The 25,339-nt window shown below is 51.6% G+C and carries 23 protein-coding genes, 3 tRNA genes and 1 pseudogene; 11 read left to right on the top strand and 16 right to left on the bottom strand.

Features of this window, described 5'->3' with window-relative positions:
- Window positions 1-60: 60 nt before the first annotated feature.
- Window positions 61-1,044 carry a DUF1852 domain-containing protein gene (locus OGX75_RS15110; protein WP_219935944.1) on the top strand — a complete coding sequence of 328 codons (984 nt, stop codon included), beginning with the start codon at window positions 61-63 and terminating at the stop codon, window positions 1,042-1,044.
- A 27-nt stretch (window positions 1,045-1,071) separates the two neighbouring features.
- Window positions 1,072-2,103: a methionine synthase gene (locus tag OGX75_RS15105; RefSeq protein WP_219935946.1), complete on the top strand. Its 1,032-nt coding sequence runs from the start codon at window positions 1,072-1,074 to the stop codon at window positions 2,101-2,103.
- A gap of 59 nt (window positions 2,104-2,162) precedes the next feature.
- Here OGX75_RS15105 and OGX75_RS15100 read toward each other — a convergent pair.
- The 3 genes from OGX75_RS15100 to proB form a co-directional block, all read right to left on the bottom strand.
- A tRNA-Thr gene (locus OGX75_RS15100) sits at window positions 2,163-2,238 on the bottom strand.
- Window positions 2,239-2,353: 115 nt separating this feature from the next.
- Complete coding sequence (proA, locus tag OGX75_RS15095) at window positions 2,354-3,607, bottom strand: glutamate-5-semialdehyde dehydrogenase (protein ID WP_115181967.1); 1,254 nt, start codon at window positions 3,605-3,607, stop codon at window positions 2,354-2,356.
- Between the two features lie 11 nt (window positions 3,608-3,618).
- The gene (gene proB / locus OGX75_RS15090; protein WP_012133771.1) at window positions 3,619-4,722 is read right to left on the bottom strand and encodes a glutamate 5-kinase; all 1,104 of its coding nucleotides are present in this window, start codon (window positions 4,720-4,722) and stop codon (window positions 3,619-3,621) included.
- Between the two features lie 289 nt (window positions 4,723-5,011).
- Here proB and phoE point away from each other — a divergent pair, with 289 nt between their 5' ends.
- Window positions 5,012-6,064: a phosphoporin PhoE gene (gene phoE / locus OGX75_RS15085; protein ID WP_024130644.1), complete on the top strand. Its 1,053-nt coding sequence runs from the start codon at window positions 5,012-5,014 to the stop codon at window positions 6,062-6,064.
- 104 nt (window positions 6,065-6,168) lie between these two features.
- On the opposite strand, the gene crl is transcribed toward phoE, so the two are convergent.
- The 3 genes from crl to gpt all read right to left on the bottom strand — a co-directional run bounded on the left by crl (window position 6,169) and on the right by gpt (window position 8,427).
- A complete protein-coding gene (gene crl, locus OGX75_RS15080) occupies window positions 6,169-6,567 on the bottom strand; it encodes a sigma factor-binding protein Crl (RefSeq protein WP_047458752.1) in 399 nt (132 codons plus the stop codon).
- Between the two features lie 57 nt (window positions 6,568-6,624).
- Window positions 6,625-7,869, bottom strand: coding sequence for an esterase FrsA (gene frsA / locus OGX75_RS15075; RefSeq protein WP_286450897.1), 1,245 nt, complete (start codon window positions 7,867-7,869; stop codon window positions 6,625-6,627).
- Between the two features lie 99 nt (window positions 7,870-7,968).
- The gene (gene gpt / locus OGX75_RS15070; protein ID WP_006685917.1) at window positions 7,969-8,427 is read right to left on the bottom strand and encodes a xanthine phosphoribosyltransferase; all 459 of its coding nucleotides are present in this window, start codon (window positions 8,425-8,427) and stop codon (window positions 7,969-7,971) included.
- Window positions 8,428-8,684: 257 nt separating this feature from the next.
- Between gpt and pepD the strand changes: the two genes are divergently transcribed.
- A complete protein-coding gene (pepD, locus tag OGX75_RS15065; protein ID WP_104869055.1) occupies window positions 8,685-10,142 on the top strand; it encodes a cytosol nonspecific dipeptidase in 1,458 nt (485 codons plus the stop codon).
- Between the two features lie 103 nt (window positions 10,143-10,245).
- Here pepD and dinB read toward each other — a convergent pair whose 3' ends face one another.
- Window positions 10,246-11,301: a DNA polymerase IV gene (dinB, locus tag OGX75_RS15060; protein ID WP_286450896.1), complete on the bottom strand. Its 1,056-nt coding sequence runs from the start codon at window positions 11,299-11,301 to the stop codon at window positions 10,246-10,248.
- Between the two features lie 272 nt (window positions 11,302-11,573).
- On the opposite strand from dinB, the gene dpaA reads away from it, so the two are divergent.
- Window positions 11,574-12,314, top strand: a complete 741-nt coding sequence (dpaA, locus tag OGX75_RS15055; protein WP_012133778.1) for a peptidoglycan meso-diaminopimelic acid protein amidase — start codon at window positions 11,574-11,576, stop codon at window positions 12,312-12,314.
- Here dpaA and OGX75_RS15050 read toward each other — a convergent pair.
- Both OGX75_RS15050 and lpcA read right to left on the bottom strand, forming a co-directional pair.
- Window positions 12,285-13,052: a class II glutamine amidotransferase gene (locus OGX75_RS15050; RefSeq protein WP_112001150.1), complete on the bottom strand. Its 768-nt coding sequence runs from the start codon at window positions 13,050-13,052 to the stop codon at window positions 12,285-12,287. The genes dpaA and OGX75_RS15050 overlap by 30 nt on opposite strands.
- Window positions 13,053-13,182: 130 nt before the next feature.
- The gene (gene lpcA / locus OGX75_RS15045; RefSeq protein ID WP_024130646.1) at window positions 13,183-13,761 is read right to left on the bottom strand and encodes a D-sedoheptulose 7-phosphate isomerase; all 579 of its coding nucleotides are present in this window, start codon (window positions 13,759-13,761) and stop codon (window positions 13,183-13,185) included.
- Between the two features lie 238 nt (window positions 13,762-13,999).
- On the opposite strand from lpcA, the gene fadE reads away from it, so the two are divergent.
- Together fadE and OGX75_RS15035 are read left to right on the top strand one after the other, a co-directional pair.
- Window positions 14,000-16,447 carry an acyl-CoA dehydrogenase FadE gene (gene fadE, locus OGX75_RS15040; protein ID WP_047458764.1) on the top strand — a complete coding sequence of 816 codons (2,448 nt, stop codon included), beginning with the start codon at window positions 14,000-14,002 and terminating at the stop codon, window positions 16,445-16,447.
- Between the two features lie 107 nt (window positions 16,448-16,554).
- Window positions 16,555-17,325, top strand: a complete 771-nt coding sequence (locus tag OGX75_RS15035) for an amidohydrolase (RefSeq protein ID WP_024130647.1) — start codon at window positions 16,555-16,557, stop codon at window positions 17,323-17,325.
- Window positions 17,326-17,440: 115 nt separating this feature from the next.
- Here OGX75_RS15035 and OGX75_RS15030 read toward each other — a convergent pair.
- Both OGX75_RS15030 and dnaQ read right to left on the bottom strand, forming a co-directional pair.
- Window positions 17,441-17,517, bottom strand: a tRNA-Asp gene (locus OGX75_RS15030).
- A 133-nt stretch (window positions 17,518-17,650) separates the two neighbouring features.
- Window positions 17,651-18,382, bottom strand: a complete 732-nt coding sequence (gene dnaQ / locus OGX75_RS15025) for a DNA polymerase III subunit epsilon (RefSeq protein WP_024130648.1) — start codon at window positions 18,380-18,382, stop codon at window positions 17,651-17,653.
- Between the two features lie 64 nt (window positions 18,383-18,446).
- Between dnaQ and rnhA the strand changes: the two genes are divergently transcribed.
- Window positions 18,447-18,914, top strand: coding sequence for a ribonuclease HI (rnhA, locus tag OGX75_RS15020; RefSeq protein ID WP_012133784.1), 468 nt, complete (start codon window positions 18,447-18,449; stop codon window positions 18,912-18,914).
- On the opposite strand, the gene OGX75_RS15015 is transcribed toward rnhA, so the two are convergent.
- On the bottom strand, window positions 18,911-19,633 hold the full coding sequence (locus OGX75_RS15015) for a class I SAM-dependent methyltransferase (RefSeq protein ID WP_012133785.1): 723 nt from the start codon (window positions 19,631-19,633) through the stop codon (window positions 18,911-18,913). The two genes, rnhA and OGX75_RS15015, sit on opposite strands and share 4 nt — an antisense overlap.
- 33 nt (window positions 19,634-19,666) lie before the next feature.
- Here OGX75_RS15015 and gloB point away from each other — a divergent pair, with 33 nt between their 5' ends.
- Window positions 19,667-20,422, top strand: coding sequence for a hydroxyacylglutathione hydrolase (gene gloB / locus OGX75_RS15010; RefSeq protein WP_047458770.1), 756 nt, complete (start codon window positions 19,667-19,669; stop codon window positions 20,420-20,422).
- 71 nt (window positions 20,423-20,493) lie between these two features.
- Window positions 20,494-21,861, top strand: coding sequence for a murein transglycosylase D (gene mltD / locus OGX75_RS15005; RefSeq protein WP_047458772.1), 1,368 nt, complete (start codon window positions 20,494-20,496; stop codon window positions 21,859-21,861).
- 48 nt (window positions 21,862-21,909) lie between these two features.
- On the opposite strand, the gene OGX75_RS15000 is transcribed toward mltD, so the two are convergent.
- Window positions 21,910-22,680 carry a class I SAM-dependent methyltransferase gene (locus OGX75_RS15000; RefSeq protein ID WP_286450895.1) on the bottom strand — a complete coding sequence of 257 codons (771 nt, stop codon included), beginning with the start codon at window positions 22,678-22,680 and terminating at the stop codon, window positions 21,910-21,912.
- Window positions 22,681-22,756: 76 nt separating this feature from the next.
- Entirely contained in the window at window positions 22,757-23,557 is an 801-nt protein-coding gene (locus OGX75_RS14995) for an endonuclease/exonuclease/phosphatase family protein (RefSeq protein WP_024130650.1), read from the bottom strand.
- Window positions 23,558-23,856: 299 nt separating this feature from the next.
- Between OGX75_RS14995 and yafC the strand changes: the two genes are divergently transcribed.
- Window positions 23,857-24,771, top strand: coding sequence for a DNA-binding transcriptional regulator YafC (gene yafC, locus OGX75_RS14990; protein WP_012133790.1), 915 nt, complete (start codon window positions 23,857-23,859; stop codon window positions 24,769-24,771).
- A gap of 24 nt (window positions 24,772-24,795) precedes the next feature.
- On the opposite strand, the pseudogene OGX75_RS14985 reads toward yafC, so the two are convergent.
- Window positions 24,796-25,149 (bottom strand): annotated as a pseudogene (locus tag OGX75_RS14985) (aldo/keto reductase); the annotation flags it as partial.
- A 111-nt stretch (window positions 25,150-25,260) separates the two neighbouring features.
- A tRNA-Asp gene (locus OGX75_RS14980) sits at window positions 25,261-25,337 on the bottom strand.
- Window positions 25,338-25,339: the final 2 nt, after the last annotated feature.

The raw sequence follows: 25,339 nt of genomic DNA, 5'->3' as shown, positions 1-25,339 counted from the left end.
CTCTGTAAAATCAATAAATTAATTCAGTTTTCATATCATGACTTAGGATGCAGGATCACGATGAATAACGATTTTACATTTACGATCAAAAGCAGTCGCTTTGATGAACATTATAACCCTTCTGAAAATACGCGTATTACTACCAACTTTGCGAATCTGGCCAGAGGAAAGAACCGCCAGGAAAACTTACGCAACACGTTAGTGATGATTGACAATCGCTTCAATACACTGGCGTATTGGGATAACCCCAAAAGCGATCGTTATTCTGTGGAACTTGATATCATTTCTGTTGCGATGAATATTAACGTTGATAGCAACAGCGATACATTCCCCGCTATTGAAATATTAAAAACCAATATTATTGACAAAAAGAACAACGAACGTTTTGAAGGTATTGTCGGGAATAATTTCTCCTCTTACGTGCGAGATTATGATTTTAGCGTATTACTGCCAGAGCATAACAAAAACAAACCTGAGTTTAGCATTCCAGATAATTTTGGTAATTTGCATGGGAACATATTTAAACATTTCATAAACTCAAATGAATACAAAGAGCATTTCAAAAAACCACCTGTGATATGTCTCAGCGTGTCAAGTAACGATATCTATCATCGGACTGGAAACCAGCATCCTGTATTGGGTATCGAATACCAGCCAGGTGGCTCTTCGTTAACTGAGAAATACTTTAATAAAATGGATTTGCAGGTTCGCTATTTTATGCCCCAAAATAGCGTTGCACCTTTGGCCTTTTATTTTTCTGGTGATTTACTTAGTGATTACACGAATCTTGAACTTATCAGCACCATCAGCACGATGGAGACGTTCCAGAAGATTTACCGACCTGAAATTTACAATGCCAACGCCGCAGCAGGTCAATGCTATCAACCAAATCTGAACCACCAGGATCATTCATTAACAAAAATTGTTTATGATCGGGAAGAACGCAGCCAGCTGGCTATTGAGCAGGGAAAGTTTACAGAAGAGCATTTCATCAAACCATACAAAGATATTCTTGAAAAATGGTCTGCTCACTACGCTCTTTGATTAACCGAAAATAAAAGGTCATCGATTATGAAAATATTACTACCCACTTCAACGGCTGGCAGTTTACCTAAACCTTCCTGGCTTGCTCAACCTGAGACGCTTTGGTCGCCCTGGAAATTGCAAAATGAGGAATTAATCGAGGGAAAACAAGATGCGCTACGTTTATCCCTGGATGATCAACTACGGGCAGGTATTGATATTGTTAGTGATGGCGAGCAAACGCGCCAACACTTTGTCACCACGTTTATTGAACACCTCAGCGGCGTTGATTTTGAGAAACGTCAGATTGTTAAAATTCGTAATCGCTATGATGCGAGCGTACCGACCGTTGTTGATGCGGTAGCGCGTCAAAAACCCGTTTTTGTTGAAGATGCAAAGTATTTACGCCAGCTCACTCGTCAGCCGATTAAATGGGCGCTGCCAGGGCCTATGACGATGATCGATACGCTCTACGATGCCCACTATAAAAGCCGCGAAAAGCTGGCCTGGGAATTTGCAAAAATTCTCAATCAGGAAGCCAGAGAGTTAGAAGCTGCCGGCGTCGATATTATCCAGTTTGATGAGCCCGCATTTAATGTGTTTTTTGATGAAGTGAATGACTGGGGGATCGCCGCGTTAGAAAAAGCCATTGAAGGGCTAAAATGCGAAACCGCTGTGCATATCTGCTATGGATATGGCATCAAAGCCAATACCGACTGGAAAAAGACGCTGGGGTCAGAGTGGAGACAATATGAAGAAGCTTTTCCCAAACTGCAAACGTCTAATATCGATATCATCTCACTGGAATGTCATAACTCGCATGTTCCAATGGATCTGCTTGAACTGATTCGCGGTAAAAAAGTCATGGTAGGGGCCATTGACGTGGCAACCAACACCATTGAGACACCAGAAGAAGTCGCCAGTACGTTACGCAAAGCGCTTCAGTTTGTCGATGCCAACAAGCTCTATCCTTCTACCAACTGTGGTATGGCTCCCTTATCTCGTCAGGTAGCCAGAGGTAAGCTCGATGCCCTAAGCGCAGGCGCAGAAATCATCCGAAGAGAACTTTCGGCTAAATGACTCTGTTAATAAGATACGGGCTTTGAGTTGATTTCGGTAGACCTGGGAAGAGTTTGAAATGGTGCCGATAATAGGAGTCGAACCTACGACCTTCGCATTACGAATGCGCTGCTCTACCAACTGAGCTATATCGGCCCTGAAAGGACATGACCACGAGTGTGAATCACGGGGTAGAAGGTTAAAACTAACCGGGTGATGCGTCAATAGCCTTGTGAATCAAGTGGCTGATTTTGCATCACTCCGGTTTTAATTACGCACGAATGGTATCGTCACCGATGCCGATCCACTTGTAGGTGGTCAGCGCTTCCAGCCCCATTGGGCCGCGTGCGTGTAATTTTTGCGTGCTGACAGCCACTTCCGCGCCAAGGCCAAATTGTCCGCCATCGGTAAATCGGGTAGAAGCATTGACGTAAACGGCGGACGAATCTACTTCATTCACAAAACGATCGGCGTTGCGCAGAGTGCGCGTCAGGATCGCATCAGAATGTTGAGTGCCGTGTTCGCGAATATGCGCAATCGCATCATCCAGGTCGGCCACGATTTTCACATTCAGATCCAACGACAGGAACTCGTCGTCATACTCTTCGGCTTTCACCGCTACCACGTTCGCCGGGCCTGATTTCAGTTGGGCCAGCGCCGCATCGTCAGCATGCAGCGTGACGCCGCTTTCCGCCATTTGCTTGCTCAGCGCAGGCAGAAAACGCGCAGCGATATCCTGATGCACCAGCAGCGTTTCCACCGTGTTGCAAGTACTCGGACGCTGGGTTTTTGCATTGACGATGATCTTCAGCGCCGGCTCGATCTCCGCGCTGTCGTCAACAAAGATATGGCATACGCCAATCCCGCCGGTGATCACCGGGATCGTCGACTGCTCACGGCACAGCTTGTGCAGGCCCGCGCCGCCACGAGGGATCAGCATGTCGATGTATTTATCCATACGCAGCATTTCATTGACCAGCGCGCGATCCGGGCTGTCGATCGCCTGGACTGCGCCAGCAGGTAAGCCGCAGGCTTCCAGCGCTTGCTGAATCACCGCAACCGTTGCCGCATTGGTGCGATATGTCTCTTTACCGCCGCGCAGAATCGCCGCGTTGCCGGTTTTCAGGCACAACGAGGCGACGTCAACGGTCACATTGGGACGCGCTTCGTAAATCACGCCAATGACGCCCAGCGGAACACGACGACGTTCCAGACGCAGCCCGCTGTCCAGCAGACCGCCATCAATCACCTGTCCGACCGGGTCGGCCAGGTTACACACCTGACGGACGTCATCGGCAATCGCTTTCAGGCGCGCCGGTGTCAATGCCAGACGATCCAGCATCGCTTCGCTGAGGCCGTTTTCGCGCGCCTCGGCAACGTCCTGGGCGTTAGCGCTCAGGATGCTTTCAGTTTGCGCTTCCAGTTCATCCGCTATTTTTTCCAGTACGCGATTCTTCTCGCGGCTGGAGAGTAGCGCCAGTTTGTAGGACGCCGCTTTGGCAGCAATGCCCATTTGTTCCAGCATACGTCGGCTCCTTAACGGGTAATCATGTCATCGCGATGGACAGCGACCGGGCCATATTCATAGCCAAGAATCGCGTCAATCTGCTGAGAGTGGTGACCAGCAATACGGCGCAGCGCGTCGCTGTTATAACGGGTGACGCCGTGGGCGATATCGCGCCCTTCCTGGTTACGGATGCGGATCACTTCACCACGCGAGAAGTTACCTGTCACGCTTTTAATGCCTTTTGGCAATAATGAGCTACCGCGTTCCAGAATCGCAGATGTCGCCCCTTCATCCACCGTGATTTCACCGGCAGGCGGCGCGCCAAAGATCCAGCGTTTGCGGTTTTCCAGCGGGGAGGCTTGCGCATGGAAACGGGTTCCCGCAGAAATGCCTGCCATAACATCGCCAATCACGCCCGGCTTGCTGCCCGCCGCGATGATGGTGTCGATTCCGGCACGACAGGCAACGTCGGCAGCCTGCAATTTGGTGCCCATTCCCCCGGTTCCCAGGCCAGAGACGCTGTCGCCCGCAATCGCACGCAGCGCATCATCAATGCCGTACACGTCTTTAATCAGTTCAGCCTGCGGGTTGGTTCGCGGATCGGCGGTAAACAACCCTTGCTGATCGGTCAGTAACAACAATTTGTCGGCGCCCGCCAGAATGGCGGCCAGCGCGGAAAGATTGTCGTTATCGCCCACTTTTATTTCAGCGGTCGCCACGGCATCGTTTTCATTGATGACAGGGACAATATTGTTGTCCAGCAGCGCACGCAGGGTGTCACGCGCGTTCAGGAAGCGCTCTCTGTCTTCCATATCCGCACGCGTCAGCAGCATCTGCCCAATGTGAATACCGTAGATAGAGAATAGCTGTTCCCAAAGCTGAATCAGACGACTCTGCCCCACCGCCGCCAACAGTTGTTTAGACGCTATGGTCGCCGGGAGTTCCGGGTAGCCAAGATGCTCACGCCCGGCGGCAATAGCGCCCGACGTGACGATCACAATACGATGGCCTGCGGCATGTAGCTGCGCGCATTGACGAACAAGTTCTACGATATGGGCACGGTTCAGGCGGCGCGATCCGCCCGTTAGCACACTGGTGCCGAGTTTTACCACCAGCGTCTGGCTGTCACTCATGATTCTCTGCCATTCAAAATAGGGGAAAATGATATCAAACGAACGTTTTAGCAGGACTGGCCCCGGTTGCCAACAACCAGAGCACAAAGCATGAAATTTTGTTGCGCAGGATCAGCAAGCGTAGCGGCAGTTTCTGACAATTTTATTACCGCAATAATAAATCATCCTTTTTTAAAAATATTCTTAATTTGTCATAAAACCTTCATTGCAGAGCGTTAAAAACCATCCTGTTTTTCACGGGGATCACTCCCAGCGAGTATTAGCGCGTAATTTTAAATCAGGAATGAAAATGAAAAAGAGCACTCTGGCATTAGTGGTGATGGGTATTGTTGCATCGGCATCCGTGCAGGCAGCAGAAGTGTATAACAAAAACAGTAATAAACTGGACGTGTATGGCAAAGTAAAAGCGATGCACTACATCAGTGATGATGATAGCAAAGATGGCGACCAGACTTATATCCGCTTTGGCTTTAAAGGCGAAACGCAGATTAACGATCAGCTGACCGGTTACGGTCGCTGGGAAGCTGAGTTCGCCGGTAACAAAACAGAAAGCGAAGGCGGTCAGAAAACCCGTCTGGCTTTTGCGGGTCTGAAGCTGAACGATTTCGGTTCGTTAGATTATGGTCGTAACCTGGGTGCCTTGTACGACGTTGCCGCGTGGACGGATATGTTCCCTGAATTCGGCGGCGACGGCCTTGCACAGACCGACAACTTTATGACCAAACGCGCCAGTGGCCTGGCAACTTACCGTAACACCGATTTCTTCGGCGTTATCGATGGTCTGAACTTAACCCTGCAATATCAGGGTAAAAACGAAAACCGCGACGTCAAAAAGCAGAATGGCGACGGTTTCGGCACATCTCTGAGCTATGACTTCGGCGGCAGCGACTTCGCCATCATCGGCGCATACGCCAATTCAGACCGCACCAATGAGCAGAACCTGCAATCTCGCGGACAAGGTAAAAACGCGGAAGGTTGGGCGACGGGTCTGAAATATGACGCCAATAACATTTACCTGGCGACTATCTATTCTGAAACCCGCAACATGGCGCCTATTTCCGGTGGTTTCGCCAATAAAGCGCAAAACTTCGAAGCGGTTGCCCAGTATCAGTTTGATTTCGGCCTGCGTCCTTCTCTGGGCTATGTTCAGTCTAAAGGCAAAGATATTGAAGGTATCGGTGATGAAGATATCGTGAAATATATCGATGTGGGCGCAACATATTATTTCAATAAAAATATGTCCGCGTTCGTTGATTATAAAATCAACCAGATTGACGATGATAACAAGCTGGGCGTAAGCAGCGATGATATCGTCGCGATTGGTATGACATACCAGTTCTGATTGTCTTAATTTGCCGGATGACGACGCTCAGGCGTCTTATCCGGCCTACTCTTTTGCACTGTTGCAGGCCGGATAAGCGTAGCGTCATCCGGCATTATTCTATGTTACGCCGTTAACTTCACCGGTTCTTTGAAGTTATCGGCGGGTTCCAGCGCCAGATTCAGCGAAGTCAGCAGTGCACGCAATTTTTCATGAAACTCGCGCAGGGTGTACTCCAGGCGTTCAACCACTTCGGTCTCTTTAATCGGCACGGCGGTCCAGTTACCTTCTTTGTCAAACAGGCCAAACTGGTAGCTGTAGGTAAAGCGTTTTTCCTGCGCTTCCAGTTCCATCCACCAGCCCCAGAATTCACGTTTCTCAGGCGCTGGCTTCACGTTGACGCAAACAGCCAGGCAATCGAAAAAAAAACGATTATCTTCGCACTGCCCTTCGCGTATATACGGGCCAAGCGCAGTGAATTTCTTGATCAATCTACTTTTCGGGTGTCCACTCGGTAACGTCATTGCGATCTCCTTTGGTGAAGCAACTGTTTTACCAAAACAATAAAATTTAGCAATCCATTAACACAATCTGTGATTGATCCAACCGGTAATTTCTTTCAGCGCAGTGTCAAAATTGCGATACACCGGATTAAACGGAATCTCCATCAGCTTACCGTCGGAAGATGACGAGGTGATGAGCCGGGACTCCTCTTCCGGGCTAAACGGATCGTTTTTCCAGAAGCCAGATAACATCGGCGTTGGGCAGCGTCTGCCAAGCAACCCCTGCACCTTCAGTGAATAACGATTTAGCTCAACGCGCAGCGCTTCATCTGACGCATCATGCATCCCCAGACGGCTTGCCAGCACGTCAAGATACATTTCCGGCACCGTCCCCTGACGTTGTGAATCGCTTAACAACGCATGGACCACCGGCCCCAGACAAGCTACCGCTTTCAGTCGCGGCGCTTCCAGGTAGGCCAGACGTACCGCAACGTTAGCGCCAAAACGAAAACCAAACGCCGCAACCCGGGTATGATCAACCCACGGCACCCCAGGCAGCGCTTTCAACACATGCTGATGCAGCAGACTGGAGTCCTGGGTGAGTTTCCATTTTGACGAGAATCCAACCGACGGCATGTCCAGCGTCAGCATCGCCATACCGCGCGGCGCGAAGTAACGTTCGAACAGGGTGTAATAGTCCGTTTGCATGGAGTCCAGGCCGCCGCACATCAGTACGGTCGGGAACGGGCCATCCCCTTTCGGCATATGCAAAAACGCAGTGACAGGCGCGCCGCCGGGGATCGAAAACGCCATTTCACGCAGCGAGCCCGGCAAGCGTTGCGCGGCCTCTTCATACGCACGGTTCGCCAGCGCCTGCGCCTGCTCCGCCAGCTCATCCCCTTTAAGATGCGGGTAAGCCGCAATGTTGTAGAGCGAGGAAGCGTGCAGCCAGTGGCGTCCGCTGCGCTGTGGGTCTGCTTCCTGGCAGGCTTTCTGCTGCCATTCCATCGCCTGTTTCGACCATTCAAAGATCCAGTTACCGCCACGGTAGCCAATCACCGTGTCATACAGCTCTTTGTCGGTTCGCTCGGCTTCGCTCATTACGATACGCGCCTGCACATCAAGGATTTCTCGCGGATCGATACCGCGCCAGATCCACATCAGACGGTTGATCATGCGATACCAGTGCGGCACGTTTTTACCATCCAGAGTGGACTGCACGGACGGCTGCGTTCCGTGATTGAAGCGCCGGACAAGCGTCGACGTTTCAGGATGTTTGAAGCGGGGTTTAAACAGGGTTTCGCTGAGGTTAGCCTGTGACATTCGTGCAGCCTCCAAGGGTACTTACTGAGGCCTATTGTAACGTGTGTGCGGCTAAAAAAAACAACGCCCGGCATTGCCAGGCGTTGAAAATTTCAGTGATTAGCGACCAGAGATTGGCGGGACGAATACCACGCCCATATCCCACGGCTGCTCAATCCAGGTGTCCTGCGGGATATCAATCACATAATCATCCACCAGCGGGCGGCCAGCCGGTTTAGCGAAGATAGTGACGAAATGAGCTTTAGGGTACATTTCGCGGATAGCAACAGCAGTGCCGCCGGTATCGACCAGATCGTCGATCACGATGAAACCTTCACCATCGCCTTCCGCACGTTTCAGCACTTTCAGTTCGCGCTGGTTGTCGTGGTCGTAGCTGGAGATGCAAACGGTATCGACATGGCGAATACCCAACTCACGCGCCAGCAATGCGCCCGGTACCAGACCACCACGGCTGACGGCAATAATGCCTTTCCATTGTTCAGAAGGCATCAGGCGGCTTGCCAGTTTGCGTGCGTGAATCTGCAACATGTCCCAGGTGACGACGTATTTTTCGCTCATGTGAAGTGTCCCAGCCTGTTTATCTACGGCTTAAAAATTGAGGGTGAACCAGGTTGCGCGAGATTATAGAGACCTGACGCGCTAAAAACCAGTGTTTCGCGGAATCCAGCCCTCTTTTTACGTGCTTTATACTACCCGAAGACCAGGAAAGTGGTATTCTCAATCGCATCTCGCAAGCCCGACTTGTGGTGACAATCAATCTGCTAACCCTGTGGCCTGCAAGAAAGTTTTGCAGGACATCGTCAAGGAGACTTATCGTGTCTGAACTGTCTCAATTATCTCCACAACCGCTGTGGGATATTTTTGCAAAAATCTGTTCTATTCCTCACCCGTCCTACCATGAAGAGCAGCTCGCTGAACACATTATGGGCTGGGCCAAAGAGAAAGGTTTCCACGCTGAGCGCGATCGGGTCGGTAATATCCTGATTCGTAAACCTGCCACCGCAGGTATGGAAAACCGCAAACCAGTGGTTTTGCAGGCGCACCTGGATATGGTTCCGCAGAAAAACAACGACACCGTACACGACTTCACCAAAGATCCGATCCAGCCTTATATTGACGGCGAGTGGGTAAAAGCCCGCGGCACCACGCTGGGCGCGGATAACGGCATTGGTATGGCTTCCGCGCTGGCCGTTCTGGCTGACGACAACGTCGTGCACGGCCCGCTGGAAGTGCTGCTGACCATGACGGAAGAAGCCGGTATGGACGGCGCATTCGGCCTTCAGCCTGGCTGGCTACAGGCCGATATTCTGATCAATACCGACTCCGAAGAAGAAGGTGAGATCTACATGGGCTGTGCAGGCGGTATCGATTTTACCTCTAACCTGCCGCTGTCCCGTGAAGCCATTCCGGCGGGCTTCCAGAGCTTTAAACTGACGCTGAAAGGCCTGAAAGGCGGCCACTCCGGCGGCGAAATCCACGTCGGTCTCGGCAATGCCAACAAGCTGCTGGTGCGCTTCCTGGCGGATCATGCTGAAGAACTGGGTCTGCGTCTGGTTGATTTCAACGGCGGTACGCTGCGTAACGCTATCCCGCGTGAAGCCTTCGCCACCGTTGCCGTAGCGGCAGATAACGTCGATGCGCTGAAAACGCGGGTGAACGCTTATCAGGAGATCCTGAAAAACGAGCTGGCAGAGAAAGAGAAGAATCTGGTGGTTCTGCTGGAAGCAGCCGCTAACGACAAAGCGGCGCTGACTGCCTCGTCCCGCGATGGCTTTATCCGTCTGCTGAACGCCACGCCAAACGGCGTGATTCGCAATTCCGACGTAGCGAAAGGCGTGGTTGAGACGTCCCTGAACGTGGGCGTTGTGACCATGACCGACAACAACGTGGAAATTCACTGCCTGATCCGCTCGCTGATCGACAGCGGTAAAGACTACGTGGTGAGCATGCTGGATTCACTGGGTAAACTGGCCGGCGCGAAAACCGAAGCAAAAGGCGGCTATCCGGGCTGGCAGCCAGATGCGAACTCGCCGGTAATGCACCTGGTGCGTGAAACTTACCAGCGTCTGTTCAATAAGACGCCGAACATCCAGATTATTCACGCGGGTCTGGAATGCGGTCTGTTCAAAAAACCGTACCCGGATATGGACATGGTCTCTATCGGGCCAACCATTACCGGCCCGCACTCTCCAGATGAGCAGGTTCATATCGAAAGCGTCGGTCACTACTGGCGGCTTCTGACTGAACTGCTGAAGTCTATTCCGGCGAAGTAAGTCGCTACGAAACATTGCCGGATGGCGGCGTAAACGCCTTATCCGGCCTACACGCTGATTTGTAGGCCGGATAAGCGCAGCGCCATCCGGCAATACATCAAAGTCACAGCCCCAGCAGAAGCTGTCTTTCCAGTTGTGGGTCCAGTAGCGTAACGTATAACCCTACCAGCCGCACGCCCCGCCCTCCCCGCCGCTCATTCCAGGTTTTACGCGCCGTCGTGATTAAATCGTCCTTGCTTAAACGCGGCCAGACGTGCTCCTGAGTGGTCAGCTGGAAATCGTTAAATTTTAATTTAACCCCCTGACGGGCGATGAGCAGGTCAGGCTTCACTTTTGCCAGCCGCCTTTCCAGCTCTGGATATAACCGCTCAATGATCGCCTCACATTCCGCCCATTCGTGAATATCCTCCGCCAGCGTGCGTTCAACGCCTATCGATTTACGCAGTCTTTCATTGTTCACATCCCGCTCATCAATCCCCTGGCTACGCTCCCATAACACGCGGCCAAACTTACCAAAGCGCTTGAGTAACATCGCCAGATCGTACTTTTGCACGTCTTCACAGGTACGCAGCCCCATCGTTTCCAGCCTGGCCGCAGACACTTTACCCACCCCCGGAATTTTCCCCAGCGGTAAGGTTTTGAGAAACTCAGGAACATCGGCGGGGGTAATCACATATTGCCCATTCGGTTTATTAAGGTCAGAAGCAATTTTTGCCAGAAACTTAACCGGAGCAATACCTGCTGATGCGGTGAGCTGGAGTTCGTTAAAAATCGTCTGACGGATTTCCTGAGCGATAAGCGTGGCGGAGCCGTGGCAATAAGTGCTGTCGGTGACGTCCAGATAGGCTTCATCCAGCGAAAGCGGCTCTATACGCGAGGTATAACGAGAGAAGATTTCACGGATATGCTGCGACGCTTCTTTATACGCCTCAAACCGCCCCGGCAATAGCGTGAGGTGCGGGCAAAGCTTAAGCGCCATACCGGTCGGCATCGCGCTGCGCACGCCAAATTTGCGGGCGGGATAATTTGCCGTACTGATAACGCCCCTGCGCTCGCGGCTGCCGCCGATAGCAATGGGAATATCACGCAGGGCCGGGTTATCGCGCATTTCAACCGCCGCGTAAAAACAGTCCATATCAACATGTATGATTTTGCGCATGGCTCACCTCCGCAATACTGTTTAAGTATACAGTGTATTTTGTATTGTGAGAAGTAAAGTGGAAGTTAAGCCGCGGCAGAATGCGCCGGGTTCTGACTGCCTTGACGGCTAAATTTCAGTATAAAGAGAAACTAAATTGTAAACGCATCGCCTGGGGCTTGCGAAAAACTGCCGTGGTGATAATGTGAGCGCACCAAATACGGATTAGTCTGATTTGGGGACTTTGTTTGCCGTTCTGGCGTGTGTAACCGTTTTATCAAGGAATAAGCAGTATGCGTAAAATCGCATTTTTTCTTGCGATGCTTCTGATCCCGTGCGTCTCATTTGCCGGTTTGCTAAGCAGTAGCAGCCCAACCACGCCAGTCAGCAAAGAATATAAGCAGCAGTTGATGGGGTCGCCTGTCTATATTCAGATCTTTAAAGAAGAGCGTACGCTCGATCTGTACGTCAAGATGGGTGAGCAATATCAATTGCTCGACAGCTACAAAATTTGCAACTATTCCGGTGGCTTAGGCCCCAAACAGCGCCAGGGTGACTTTAAAAGCCCGGAAGGTTTTTACAGCGTCCAGCGTAATCAGCTCAAACCGGACAGCCGTTTCTATAAGGCCATTAATATCGGTTTTCCGAACGCCTATGACCGCGCACACGGTTATGAAGGTAAGTATCTGATGATCCACGGCGCCTGCGTCTCCGTCGGTTGCTATGCCATGACCGACAGCGGCATTGATGAGATTTTCCAGTTTGTAACCGGCGCCCTGGTATTCGGGCAATCCAGCGTACAGGTGAGCATCTATCCCTTCCGCATGACCGATGCAAATATGCAGCGCCATAAGTATTCGTATTACAAAGATTTCTGGACGCAGCTAAAACCGGGCTACGACTACTTTGAGCAAACCCGTAAGCCACCAACGGTTTCCGTTGTTGATGGCCGTTACGTGGTCAGCAAACCGTTGAGCCATGAAGTGGTTCAGCCACAGCTGGCGTCAAACTATACGCTCCCCGAGACAAAATAATCGCCATTCGCCTGGCATAATCTTTTGCCAGGTTTCATTTCCCGTCAGCGGCTGCGTTGCAATCACGGTAACCACATCATTCGGTGTGGTTTGTGAACTGAAGTCGATTTCCACATCCTGGTCCAACAGCGTGGCAACGCCAAACGGCGCGCGGCGGGTGATCCAGAATAAATTGGTCGAGCAATAGGCCATAACATAGCGCCCGTCTGACAGCAGCATGTTGAAGACACCTTTCTTACGGAGTTCTTCTGCCAGCGTCGCAATATATTTAAATACCGCCATCATATTGCCCGGCGTGCGCGGATAACGCTGCGTCAGCTTATGCAGCAGCCAGCAGAACGCTTTTTCGCTGTCCGTCTCACCAACCGGGCGAAAATTACCGGTTTCAAGCGATTTGTAGCCGCTGAGCTGCCCGTTATGCGCATACGTCCAGTTACGCCCCCAAAGCTCACGGGTAAACGGATGCGTATTTTCCAGCGCCACTTCCCCACGATTCGCCTGGCGAATATGGGCGACGACGGAACAGGATTTGATGGGATAGTCTTGCACCAGTCTGGCGATGGGCGAATTAAAACTGGGTTGCGGATCTTTAAACGTGCGACACCCTTTACCTTCATAAAACGTAATGCCCCAGCCGTCTTTGTGCGGCCCGGTTCCTCCACCACGCTGAACCAGCCCGGTGAAACTAAAGCAAATATCGGTTGGCACATTGGCGCTCATCCCGAGCAGTTCGCACATACATCACCTACCTTAAAACGCTGAACCGCCTGATGGCGCTGCGCTTATCAGGCCTGGACAAATCAAATGTAGGCCGGATAAGACGCTTTAACGTCGTCATCCGGCAAAAACACAGTAAAGAATTATCCGCTTACTTAACCATCTCTTTTTCGATCAATTGGATCAGGATATGAATCACTTTGATATGGATTTCCTGAATACGATCAGCATAACCGAAATGCGGCACGCGAATTTCAATATCCGCCGTCCCTGCCATTTTACCGCCGTCTTTCCCGGTCAGGGTGATGACTTTCATTCCCTTCTCGCGTGCTGCGGCAATCGCTTTAATCACGTTACCAGAGTTACCCGAAGTTGAGATCCCTAACAGCACATCCCCTTCACGGCCAACCGCTTCAACGTAGCGAGAGAAAACATAGTCGTAACCAAAATCATTACTGACACAGGAGATATGGCTGACGTCAGAAATAGCGATCGCCGGGTAGCCTGGACGATTTTCACGGTAGCGACCGGTCAGCTCTTCGGCAAAATGCATCGCGTCGCAATGAGAGCCGCCGTTACCGCAGGAAAGTACCTTGCCACCCGCTTTAAAACTGTCTGCCAGCAGGACCGCCGCGCGCTGAATAGCGTGAATATTGGCTTCATCTTTTAAAAAATTGGCCAGCGTTTCCGCCGCTTCGTTCAGTTCGTTACGAATAAGATCCTGGTACATGAGGATATCCTTCAGCATGAATGTAATTGACAGATGCAGTGTACCGGATAGCGCAGAAAGCGAGAAGCACAAGCCACAGGAATGCCGCTGGCTTTTGATTTTTTGTGCCGGTGAAAACGGCAACAATGTGAGCTTCGTTGTAATTATTTTGTAAACACATTGCTAAAAGAAATGACATCCACTACAACCATATCATCACAAGTGGTCAGACCTCCTACAAGCAAGGGAGCTTTTCGTTATGATGATTTTGAGTATTCTCGCAACGGTTGTTCTGCTCGGCGCGCTGTTTTATCACCGCGTGAGCTTATTCCTCAGCAGCCTGATTTTACTCGCATGGACAGCCGCGCTGGGCGTTGCTGGCCTGTGGTCTATCTGGGTGCTGGTTCCTCTGGCCATTATCCTCGTACCGTTTAACGTTACGCCGATGCGTAAGTCGATGATCTCTGCGCCAGCGTTTCGTAGCTTCCGTAAAGTGATGCCGCCGATGTCGCGCACGGAGAAAGAGGCCATTGATGCCGGTACAACATGGTGGGAAGGCGATCTCTTCCAGGGCAAACCTGACTGGAAAAAATTGCACAACTATCCGCAACCGCATCTGACCGCTGAAGAACAGGCGTTCCTGGATGGCCCGGTAGAAGAAGCCTGCCGTATGGCGAATGATTTCCAGATCACGCACGAATTAGCCGATCTGCCGCCGGAGTTGTGGGACTACCTGAAAGAGCATCGCTTCTTCGCGATGATCATCAAGAAAGAGTACGGCGGCCTGGAGTTTTCGGCGTATGCGCAGTCTCGCGTGCTGCAAAAACTCTCCGGCGTTTCCGGGATTCTGGCGATTACCGTGGGCGTGCCTAACTCATTAGGCCCAGGTGAATTGCTGCAACACTACGGTACTGAAGAGCAGAAAAACCATTACCTGCCGCGTCTGGCGCGTGGTCAGGAGATCCCTTGCTTCGCGCTGACCAGCCCGGAAGCGGGCTCCGATGCGGGCGCAATTCCTGATACCGGCGTCGTCTGCATGGGCGAATGGCAAGGCCAGCAGGTGCTGGGTATGCGCCTGACCTGGAACAAACGTTACATTACGCTGGCCCCTATCGCGACCGTGCTGGGTCTGGCCTTTAAACTCTCTGACCCGGAAAAGCTGCTGGGTGGTGAAGAAGAATTGGGTATCACCTGTGCGCTGATCCCGACCTCAACGCCTGGCGTCGAAATTGGTCGCCGTCACTTCCCGCTGAACGTACCGTTCCAGAACGGGCCTACGCACGGCAAAGATATCTTTGTGCCGATCGACTACATCATTGGCGGGCCGAAGATGGCAGGACAGGGCTGGCGTATGCTGGTGGAATGCCTGTCGGTAGGCCGTGGTATCACGCTGCCATCCAACTCGACCGGCGGGGTTAAATCCGTCGCGCTGGCAACCGGGGCATATGCCCATATTCGTCGCCAGTTCAAAATCTCTATCGGCAAGATGGAAGGTATTGAAGAGGCGCTGGCGCGCATTGCCGGTAACGCCTACGTAATGGACGCCGCAGCGTCGCTGATTACCTACGGCATTATGCTGGGTGAAAAACCGGCGGTGCTGTCAGCTATCGTCAAGTACCATTGTACCCATCGCGGCCAGCAGTCCATCATCGACGCAATGGACATTACCGGTGGTAAAGGCATTATGCTCGGCGAAAGCAACTTCCTGGCGCGTTCTTACCAGGGGGCGCCTATCGCCATCACCGTTGAAGGTGCGAATATCCTGACCCGCAGCATGATGATCTTCGGTCAGGGGGCGATTCGCTGTCATCCGTATGTTCTGGAAGAGATGGCCGCCGCGCAAAGCAACGATGTGAATGCGTTCGACAATCTGCTGTTTAAACATATCGGCCATGTCGGTAGCAACAAAGTACGCAGCTTCTGGCTCGGTCTGACCCGCGGCCTGACCAGCTACACCCCGACCAGCGACGCAACGAAACGTTATTACCAGCACCTTAACCGACTGAGCGCCAACCTGGCCCTGCTGTCTGATGTCTCAATGGCGGTGTTGGGCGGTAGCCTGAAACGTCGTGAACGTATCTCCGCACGCCTGGGCGATATTTTAAGCCAGCTGTATCTGGCCTCCGCCGTGCTGAAACGCTATGACGATGAAGGCCGTAACGAAGCCGATCTGCCGCTGGTGCACTGGGGCGTACAGGATGCGTTGTATCAGGCGGAGCAAGCGATGGATGAACTGCTGCAAAACTTCCCGAACCGTTTTGTTGCGGGTCTGCTGAACGTGGTGATCTTCCCAACCGGTCGTCACTACCTTGCCCCTTCCGACAAGCTGGATCATAAGGTCGCGCAGATTCTACAAGTACCGAGCGCAACCCGTTCACGTATCGGTCGCGGTCAATACCTGACGCCGAGCGAGCATAACCCGGTCGGCTTACTGGAAGAAGCGCTGCTGGACGTAATAGCGGCAGATCCTATCCACCAGCGGATCTGCAAAGAGCTGGGTAAAAATCTGCCGTTTACCCGTCTGGATGAACTGGCGCATAACGCGCTGGCAAAAGGGCTGATTGATAACGATGAAGCCGCCATTCTGGTGAAAGCGGAAGAAAGCCGTCTGCGCAGCATTAACGTTGATGATTTTGATGCCGACGCGCTGGCGACTCAGCCGGTAAAGTTGCCAGAGAAGCAAGTGCGTAAAGTCGAAGCCGCTTAATCCTCACCTCCCCTGAAAGCCCCGCTTCTGCGGGGCTTTTTATTGCCACATTTTCGTTGATGCTCATGCTACAGTGTAAAAATGCTGTTCAACGAGGAGCCCCGATCGTGCCTGGTTTGAAAATTACCCTGTTGCAACAACCGCTGGTCTGGATGGACGGTCCGGCCAATTTACGTCATTTTGACAGACTGCTGGAAACCATCACCGGACGTGACGTCATTGTTTTACCTGAAATGTTTACCACCGGTTTTGCAATGGAAGCCGCACTTCAGTCACTCCCGCAAGAAGATGCGATCGACTGGATGCTGGCCAAAGCACAACAGACTGATGCCCTGATTGCGGGCAGCGCTGCGTTGCAAACCGAACGTGGCCCGGTAAACCGTTTTTTACTGGTTGAACCTGACGGCAACGTTCATTGCTATGATAAACGCCATCTGTTCCGCATGGCGGATGAACATCATCATTACCAGGCGGGCGATAAACGTGTTGTCGTTGAATGGCGCGGCTGGCGTATTCTGCCGTTAGTGTGTTATGACCTGCGTTTTCCGGTATGGTCCCGCAATCTTAATGATTATGACCTGGCGCTGTATGTAGCAAACTGGCCTGCTCCACGTTCGCTACACTGGCAGGCGCTGCTCACCGCACGCGCGATTGAAAACCAGGCCTATGTAGCAGGCTGCAACCGTGTTGGCACTGACGGCAACGGGCACCATTACCGTGGGGACAGCCGGGTGATTAACCCGCAAGGAGAGATTATCGCCACCGCCGAGCCACATCAGGCGACACGTATTGATGCAGACCTGTCGCTCACGGCGTTACGGGAATACCGCGAGAAATTTCCGGCATGGCAGGACGCCGACCCGTTCACGTTACGCTGATGATTGTTCATCCTTCTCTGCAACGATTCTGGCATTTCTACGGAGAAGGATAATTTTTGTTGAAGGCTAAAACGACGAAAGCCTGAATCATTTCTGATTCAGGCTTTCTGAATAGTGGCGGAACGGACGGGACTCGAACCCGCGACCCCCTGCGTGACAGGCAGGTATTCTAACCAACTGAACTACCGCTCCGCGTTGTGTTCCTCTTGGGAACGAAGCGCATATTACGGATTGCCTCGCACCTCGTCAACGGTTTTTCTCACGTTTTGAATCGTTTGCTGTAAAAATCACCCGGACGGCTATTTTTACGTCGTAAAACCCCGAATTACGCCCGCCAGAGGCAACTTCCGCCTTTCTTCTGCACCAGGTCGAGACGCGACTCATGCGCCATCAGCTCTTCATCAGTCGCTAAAACAACGCGTAACTTGCTGGCCTGGCGGACAATACGCTGGATTGTCGCTTCACCCTGCTGTTGCTGCGTTTCCCCTTCCATTGAGAAGGCCATCGACGTTTGCCCGCCGGTCATCGCCAGATAGACATCGGCCAGAATCTGGGCATCGAGCAATGCGCCGTGCAGCGTACGTTTGCTGTTATCTATCTCATAGCGTGAACAAAGCGCATCAAGGCTGTTACGCTTGCCGGGGAACATCCTCCTCGCCAGCGCCAGGCTATCGGTGATTTTGCAGAACTCGCTTGTTTTCGGAATACCACGACTGAGCTTGGCGAACTCATAATCCATAAAGCCGATATCAAACGATGCGTTATGGATCACCAGTTCCGCGCCACGGATATACTCCAGGAAGTCGTCAACCACATCGGCAAAAACGGGTTTATCAAGCAGAAATTCATCCGCAATACCGTGTACGCCGAACGCTTCCGGGTCCACCAGTCGGTCCGGTTTTAGATAGACGTGGAAGTTATTGCCGGTAAGGCGGCGGTTCACGACCTCGACCGCACCGATCTCAATGATCTTATGGCCTTCGTAGTGGGCGCCGATCTGGTTCATACCGGTGGTTTCGGTATCGAGGACGATCTGTCGTGTAATTGCAGTGCTCATAGCGGTCATTTATGTCAGACTTGTCGTTTTACGATCGATTTCAATTACAGGAAGTCTACCAGAGATGCTTAAACAGGTAGAAATTTTCACCGATGGTTCTTGCCTGGGAAATCCAGGTCCAGGTGGTTATGGCGCTATTTTACGCTATCGCGGCCATGAAAAAACCTTTAGTGAAGGATATAGCCTCACAACTAACAATCGCATGGAGCTTATGGCGGCCATCGTCGCGCTGGAAGCGTTAAAAGAACATTGTGAAGTCACATTAAGCACGGACAGCCAGTATGTCCGTCAGGGAATTACGCAATGGATCCACAACTGGAAAAAGCGCGGCTGGAAAACAGCGGAGAAAAAGCCGGTAAAGAATGTCGATCTCTGGAAGCGTCTTGATGCCGCGCTGGGCCAACATCAAATCAAATGGGAATGGGTAAAAGGCCATGCCGGCCATCCTGAAAACGAACGTTGCGATGAGCTGGCGCGTGCGGCAGCGATGAATCCTACGCAGGAAGACGTTGGTTATCAGGCAGAGGCTTAAGCGTCTGGCTTACGGTATTGCCGGGTCGCGCCCACGGCCTGGCGAATCCGCGCTTTGCTTTTATTTTGTTTCATCGGGTTAAGCGTAAGCGGGATGGTTCGCTTACGCGCCACAATCAGTTGCAGGCAGCCCAGCGCCGGAATATGCGTGCTCAGCAGCTTTCCCCCTTGCTTTGACCAGGGTAAAACATGAAAACGGCTGTAGTGCAGCACTTCAAAATTCAATAACGAGAGCCAGTCCAGTTGGCGCATCAGCGTAAACATCCGGCTGTTATAAGGTGAAGATTTACGCAAGACGGGCACCAGCTTACGCAGGCCCATCAGGCTAATCGGGTTAAAACCACTCAAAACCAGCCAGCCATCATCAATTAACACCCGGTCGGCTTCACGCAGTAACCGATGTGGGTCGACGCACCACGGTAGCGTATGCGCCAACAGACAAACATCAACAGACTTATCGGCAAAGGGAAGATGTAAGGGATCGGCCTGAACCTGGACGGGCGCGCCTTGCAGGGAAATATTGACTTGATGAGAAACGGCGCACGCTTCAGAGTTGATTTCTGCGCTTAAATTACCAATTTTAAGCAAATGAAAACCATACATTTTGGCGAACCACGGGTTAAGCTGATGCTCCAGCGCCTCACGATAGTATTCACCCCAGGGCAAATCGCCCCAGCGATGGGGAGCTATGACTGTTTGAGGGATCCTTGCCGGTTTCATCACAACCTTCCGCTACGCATTAAGAGGTAATTTATGAATCTTAACAGTATTCCCGCATTTCAGGACAATTACATCTGGGTTCTGAGTAATAATGAAGGACGTTGTCTGATCGTTGATCCTGGCGAAGCGGCTCCCGTGCTAAATGCCATCAAAGAGAAGAACTGGCAGCCGGAAGCGATTTTCCTCACTCACCATCACCACGACCATGTTGGCGGCGTGAAAGAACTTCTTCAACATTTTCCGCACGTAGTGGTTTACGGACCGGCAGAAACACAAGATAAGGGAACCACGCACGTAGTCAAAGATGGCGATAGCGCCCTCGTTTTAGGGCATGAATTTAGTATATTTGCCACACCGGGTCACACTTTAGGACATATCTGTTACTTTAGCCACCCTTACCTTTTCTGCGGCGACACCCTTTTCTCTGGAGGCTGTGGACGCCTGTTTGAAGGTACAGCCTCACAGATGTATCAATCACTTAAAAAAATCAGCGCCCTTCCTGACGATACGCTGATTTGTTGCGCACATGAGTATACTTTAGCAAACATGAAGTTTGCATTGAGCATCCTACCGCACGATTCGTTCATAAATGAATATTATCGTAAAGTTAATGAGTTACGCGCAAAAAACCAAATTACACTCCCCGTAATTCTGAAAAATGAGCGGAAAAATAATATTTTTTTGAGAACGGAAGATCCTGATTTAATTAATGAAATAAACAAAGAAACAAAGTTGCAACAACCTGAAGAGCGTTTTGCCTGGTTAAGGTCAAAGAAAGACAGCTTCTGACAATTCCTACTTGTCATTGGCGAACTTCGCCGTTATGATCGGTCGTCTTTTAAGCAACTATTGACACACACATGAAGGCAAAAGCGATATTACTCGCCTCTGTCCTGCTTGTGGGGTGCCAGTCGTCTCAGAACACTGGCAACGTCCAACAGCACGCACAGAGCCTTTCTGCAGCTGGTCAAGGGGAAGCAGGAAAGTTTACGAGTCAGGCACGATGGATGGACGATGGGACGTCTCTCGCGCCAGATCAAGACTTGTGGGCTTTCATTGGCGACGAGCTAAAGATGGGAATTCCGGAGAACAACCGGATACGCGAACAGAAACAGAAGTATTTACGCAATAAGAGCTATCTCCACGATGTAACTTTACGGGCAGAGCCGTATATGTACTGGATAGCCGGGCAGGTTAAGAAACGTAACATGCCGATGGAACTGGTACTACTACCCATAGTGGAGAGCGCTTTTGACCCACACGCAACGTCTGGCGCCAATGCCGCAGGCATCTGGCAGATCATTCCGAGCACAGGGCGCAATTATGGTTTGAAACAGACCCGCAATTATGATGCGCGTCGTGACGTTGTGGCTTCCACAACGGCCGCGTTAGACATGATGCAGCGTCTGAATAAGATGTTTGATGGCGACTGGCTGTTGACCGTTGCAGCTTATAATAGCGGCGAAGGTCGCGTGATGAAGGCAATCAAAGCGAATAAGGCGCGTGGCAAAGCCACCGACTTCTGGTCGCTTTCGTTACCTCAGGAAACGAAGCTGTACGTGCCAAAAATGCTGGCATTGAGCGATATTCTCAAAAACAGCAAACGCTATGGCGTGCGTCTGCCAACCACAGACGAAAGCCGTGCGCTGGCGCGCGTTCGTTTGAGCAGCCCGGTTGAGATGGCACAAGTTGCAGATATGGCGGGCATGTCCGTCACCAAGCTGAAGGCGTTTAATGCTGGCGTGAAAGGCTCTACGCTAGGCGTTAGCGGCCCACAGTACGTGATGGTGCCAAAGAAGCATGCAGAACAACTGCGTGAGTCTCTGGCTTCAGGCGAAATTGCTGCCGTACAGTCTACGCTGGTCGCAGACAATACGCCGCTGAACAGCCGTAGCTACAAAGTTCGCTCTGGCGATACGCTTTCCGGCATCGCGGCACGCCTTGGCGTGAGCACGAAAGATTTGCAGCAGTGGAATAGTCTGCGCGGATCTAACCTGAAAGTGGGCCAAAGTCTGACGATTGGCGCAGGCAGTAGCGCACAGCGTCTGGCCAACAACAGCGATAGCATTACCTATCGTGTGCGGAAAGGTGATTCGCTTTCGAGTATCGCCAAACGTCACGGGGTGAACATCAAAGATGTGATGCGCTGGAACAGCGATACAGCAAATCTGCAACCAGGCGATCAGCTAACGTTGTTTGTGAAGAACAGCAGCACACCTGACTCCTGATAGCATGACTCAGAAAAGGCACTGGTTTCCCCCCAGTGCCTTTTTTATTTATGCCGCTTTATGCGCCTCAACCATAATCGTATCGCTGGTAAACGAACCGTCCTCCTGCAAAGCGAAATACGCTTTTACCTCCGCGGATGCGCTCTTCTGATACAAACGAATAGCCTCAACCAGCGCCGCAGGCGTACGCATTCTCGTTACCCATGAACTGAACTCCAGCGGTAAGCGGTCCGTTAACAACGTATCGACAATCAGATTCGCATCATTCACCAGGGACAGCCACTCACCGCTGGAGTAGTTACGTACATGAGAAGTGTCGCGTAACGCTTCTACAGTCTGTAACCAGATATCGCGCACCGGATGCCCAGGCGACATCACATCCATCATAATCAACACGCCACCCGCTTTCAGAACCCGGTTGACTTCACGCAGTGCCAGCCCAACATCATGCCAGTGATGTGCAGAATAGCGGCTAATCACAACATCAAAGGCGTGATCCTCAAACGGCAGATTTTCAGCATACCCCTGTCGGGTCGCGATATTTTCTAAACCTTTCTCTTTCGCCGCCTGTACGACGACCTCAAGCATCTGCGAAGACAAATCGTAAGCCACCACCTGCTTTACGTTCTGCGCAGCAATAAAACTGGCGTGCCCGGCGCCACATCCCATATCCAGTACGCTGGCATGCGAAAAAGAGGACAGCCGTTCCGCCAGTCGCTGTAAGTCACGACCAGAAGTATGAACGGTACTGGTTAAATAGGCATTTGCCTGAGAGCCAAACTGCTTTTCGACGTTGTCATGGTGGGAGTGTGTTGTCATCGTGTTGTCCTTTGGTTGTTTGCAAAATAAAGGGCAGCACCACTTCAGGCCTGCCCCACGGCAGACCTGACACACCTTATTGCTCAGGTTTGCCGGGACTGAATTCAACGAGTAGCGGGTTATGATCGGAGGCGCGCGTGACCAGTACGGAAGCCTCGCTAACGTTCAAACCTCGATAAAACACAAAATCAAGAGGACGGCCAAACGCCCGTCGGCGCTGATCGTCAGTAAAACGCACCTGGCGCAGGGACATCTCGCGCGCAAAGCGATATAGCGCGTTCATTCGTGGTCGGCTCCAGGCATTGAAATCACCGGCCATAATCACCGGGCCGCTGTGATGCGCAATTTGATCGCCAATAGGAAGTAACTGCTTACTATACACATCCACCCCAAGACTGAAGTTAACGGCGTGAATGTTTACCACCATCAACAATCGCGTATCAGGCAAAGGATAAACGGTCACCAGCGCTGACTTCGCCAAACGTAAGATGGGCTCACGTTCGCGCAGCGGGCAGCAGTAGACGGGATGAGCAGCAGAAAGCGTCATAACGCCCGAAGGATGCTGAGGTAACACAAAAGCGGGAACCTGATCGGCTGCAAGATAGTTAGCGGTCGCAAACTGCACCAGTTCAGGCGTGGTTTGCGCTTCCTGTAATAAAACCAGGTGCGCATCTTTGCCAAAGTTTTTCAGCACCGATAACCATTCGGCCCGCTGCTGTTTAAAGATATTCCACACCAGAATCCGAATGCGGTCTTCACTGCTTAACGGCACTCCGGCGGGTAATGCCTGGCCAATACTCGCAAACGACCCAGGCGGTAAAATCCGCTCGGCGGGTTGTCCGGCAATATAGCGCATGGCATAAGTATTTTTTCGCACGTTTGACTTTAAAACCTCTGTAACGTCAACCAGCCCGGGCACGGACTGGTTATTCTGTTATAGGGATTTTAGCTCACACTTTCAACGAGCAGTTACATATTGTTTTGTAAGCAAGCGCTTACCTCCGTAAATTTAACCAGGAACAGCGCGAACTGGTCTATCCAATCGATCACAGGTTAACGCCGTCAGAACAGGCTCTCCGGCCACCACACCTCACGCGCAGATTGAAACCAACAGCCCAGGATGTTTTAATGAAAAAATAGCCAAAATATCAATGTAATTTTGCTTCAGGTGCAAAAATGAAAGCTACATCAGAAGAACTCGTGATATTTGTTGCCGTAGTCGAAAGCGGTAGCTTTAGCCGCGCTGCGGAGCAACTTGGACAGGCGAATTCTGCGGTCAGCCGGGCGGTCAAAAAGCTGGAGATGAAACTGGGCGTGAGTCTGCTTAATCGCACAACACGCCAGTTGAGTCTGACGGAAGAAGGCGAACGTTATTTTCGTCGCGTGCAGTCAATATTACAAGACATGGCCGCCGCTGAAACGGAGGTGATGGAAACGCGAAGCACTCCACGCGGCCTGTTGCGTATTGACGCCGCCACGCCGGTGATACTGCACTTTCTGATGCCGCTGGTTAAGCCTTTTCGCGAGCGTTATCCAGAAATGACGTTATCACTGGTTTCCTCAGAAACATTCATCAATCTGATTGAACGAAAGGTCGATGTCGCCATACGTGCCGGGACGCTGACCGATTCAAGCCTGCGCGCCCGCCCGCTCTTTACCAGTTATCGAAAGATTATCGCATCGCCGGATTATATTGCCCGCTTTGGCAAACCCGAAACCATTGAAGAGTTAAAACAGCATCTATGTCTCGGATTCACTGAACCGGCTTCGCTCAATACATGGCCTGTAGCATGTAGCGACGGACAACTCCATGAAATCAGCAGCGGTCTGTCGTCAAATAGCGGTGAGACGCTCAAGCAGCTTTGTCTGAGTGGTAACGGGATCGCCTGCCTGTCTGACTATATGATTGATAAAGAAATCGCGCGGGGAGAGCTTGTGGAGCTGATGGCCGATAAGCGCCTACCGGTAGAGATGCCTTTCAGTGCCGTTTATTACAGCGATCGTGCGGTCAGTACCCGCATTCGGGCGTTTATCGATTTTCTCAGCGATCATGTAAAAACAGCCCCCGAAGGAGCTGTAAAAGAGGGTTAAGGATACAGAGAGAGGGTTAGCCGATCAGTCCCACTCTGGCGCCAGACCTTCCGGGCTGACAAGGCGATCGTTGCAGTCCAGTGCGGCAATCGCCTTTTTATCTTCGGCATCCAGATGCAGATCGAGCGCCAGCAGGTTGCTTGCCAGATTTTCACGTTTAGTAGAAGAAGGAATTACGGAGTAGCCTTCTCCCATTGCCCATGCAAGGATCACCTGCGCCGAAGTCGCATTGTGCTTAGCGGCAATACGGGCAATCACTTCATCTTTCAGTGCCTTACCATAAGCCAGCGTCATGTAAGAGGTGATGTGAATTCCATGCTGTTTTGCCCAATCCACGACCTTGCGGTTTTGCAGATACGGAGACAGTTCAATCTGGTTATTTTTATGCGGAAAAAGATCGTAGAACGCAGAGGATTTTTGCGAAATAAGCAATAATGGAACAGCAGGCAAGAAAAAAGCCCTGAGCGTTAGCTCAGGGCTCTTAATAAGTGGCGGAACGGACGGGACTCGAACCCGCGACCCCCTGCGTGACAGGCAGGTATTCTAACCAACTGAACTACCGCTCCAC

It is taken from the genome of Citrobacter sp. CK199, from assembly GCF_030333285.1.
GTDB lineage: Bacteria > Pseudomonadota > Gammaproteobacteria > Enterobacterales > Enterobacteriaceae > Citrobacter_B > Citrobacter_B koseri.
Note: the sequence above shows the minus strand (reverse complement) of the source record. Positions and strands in the feature narration are given on the sequence as shown.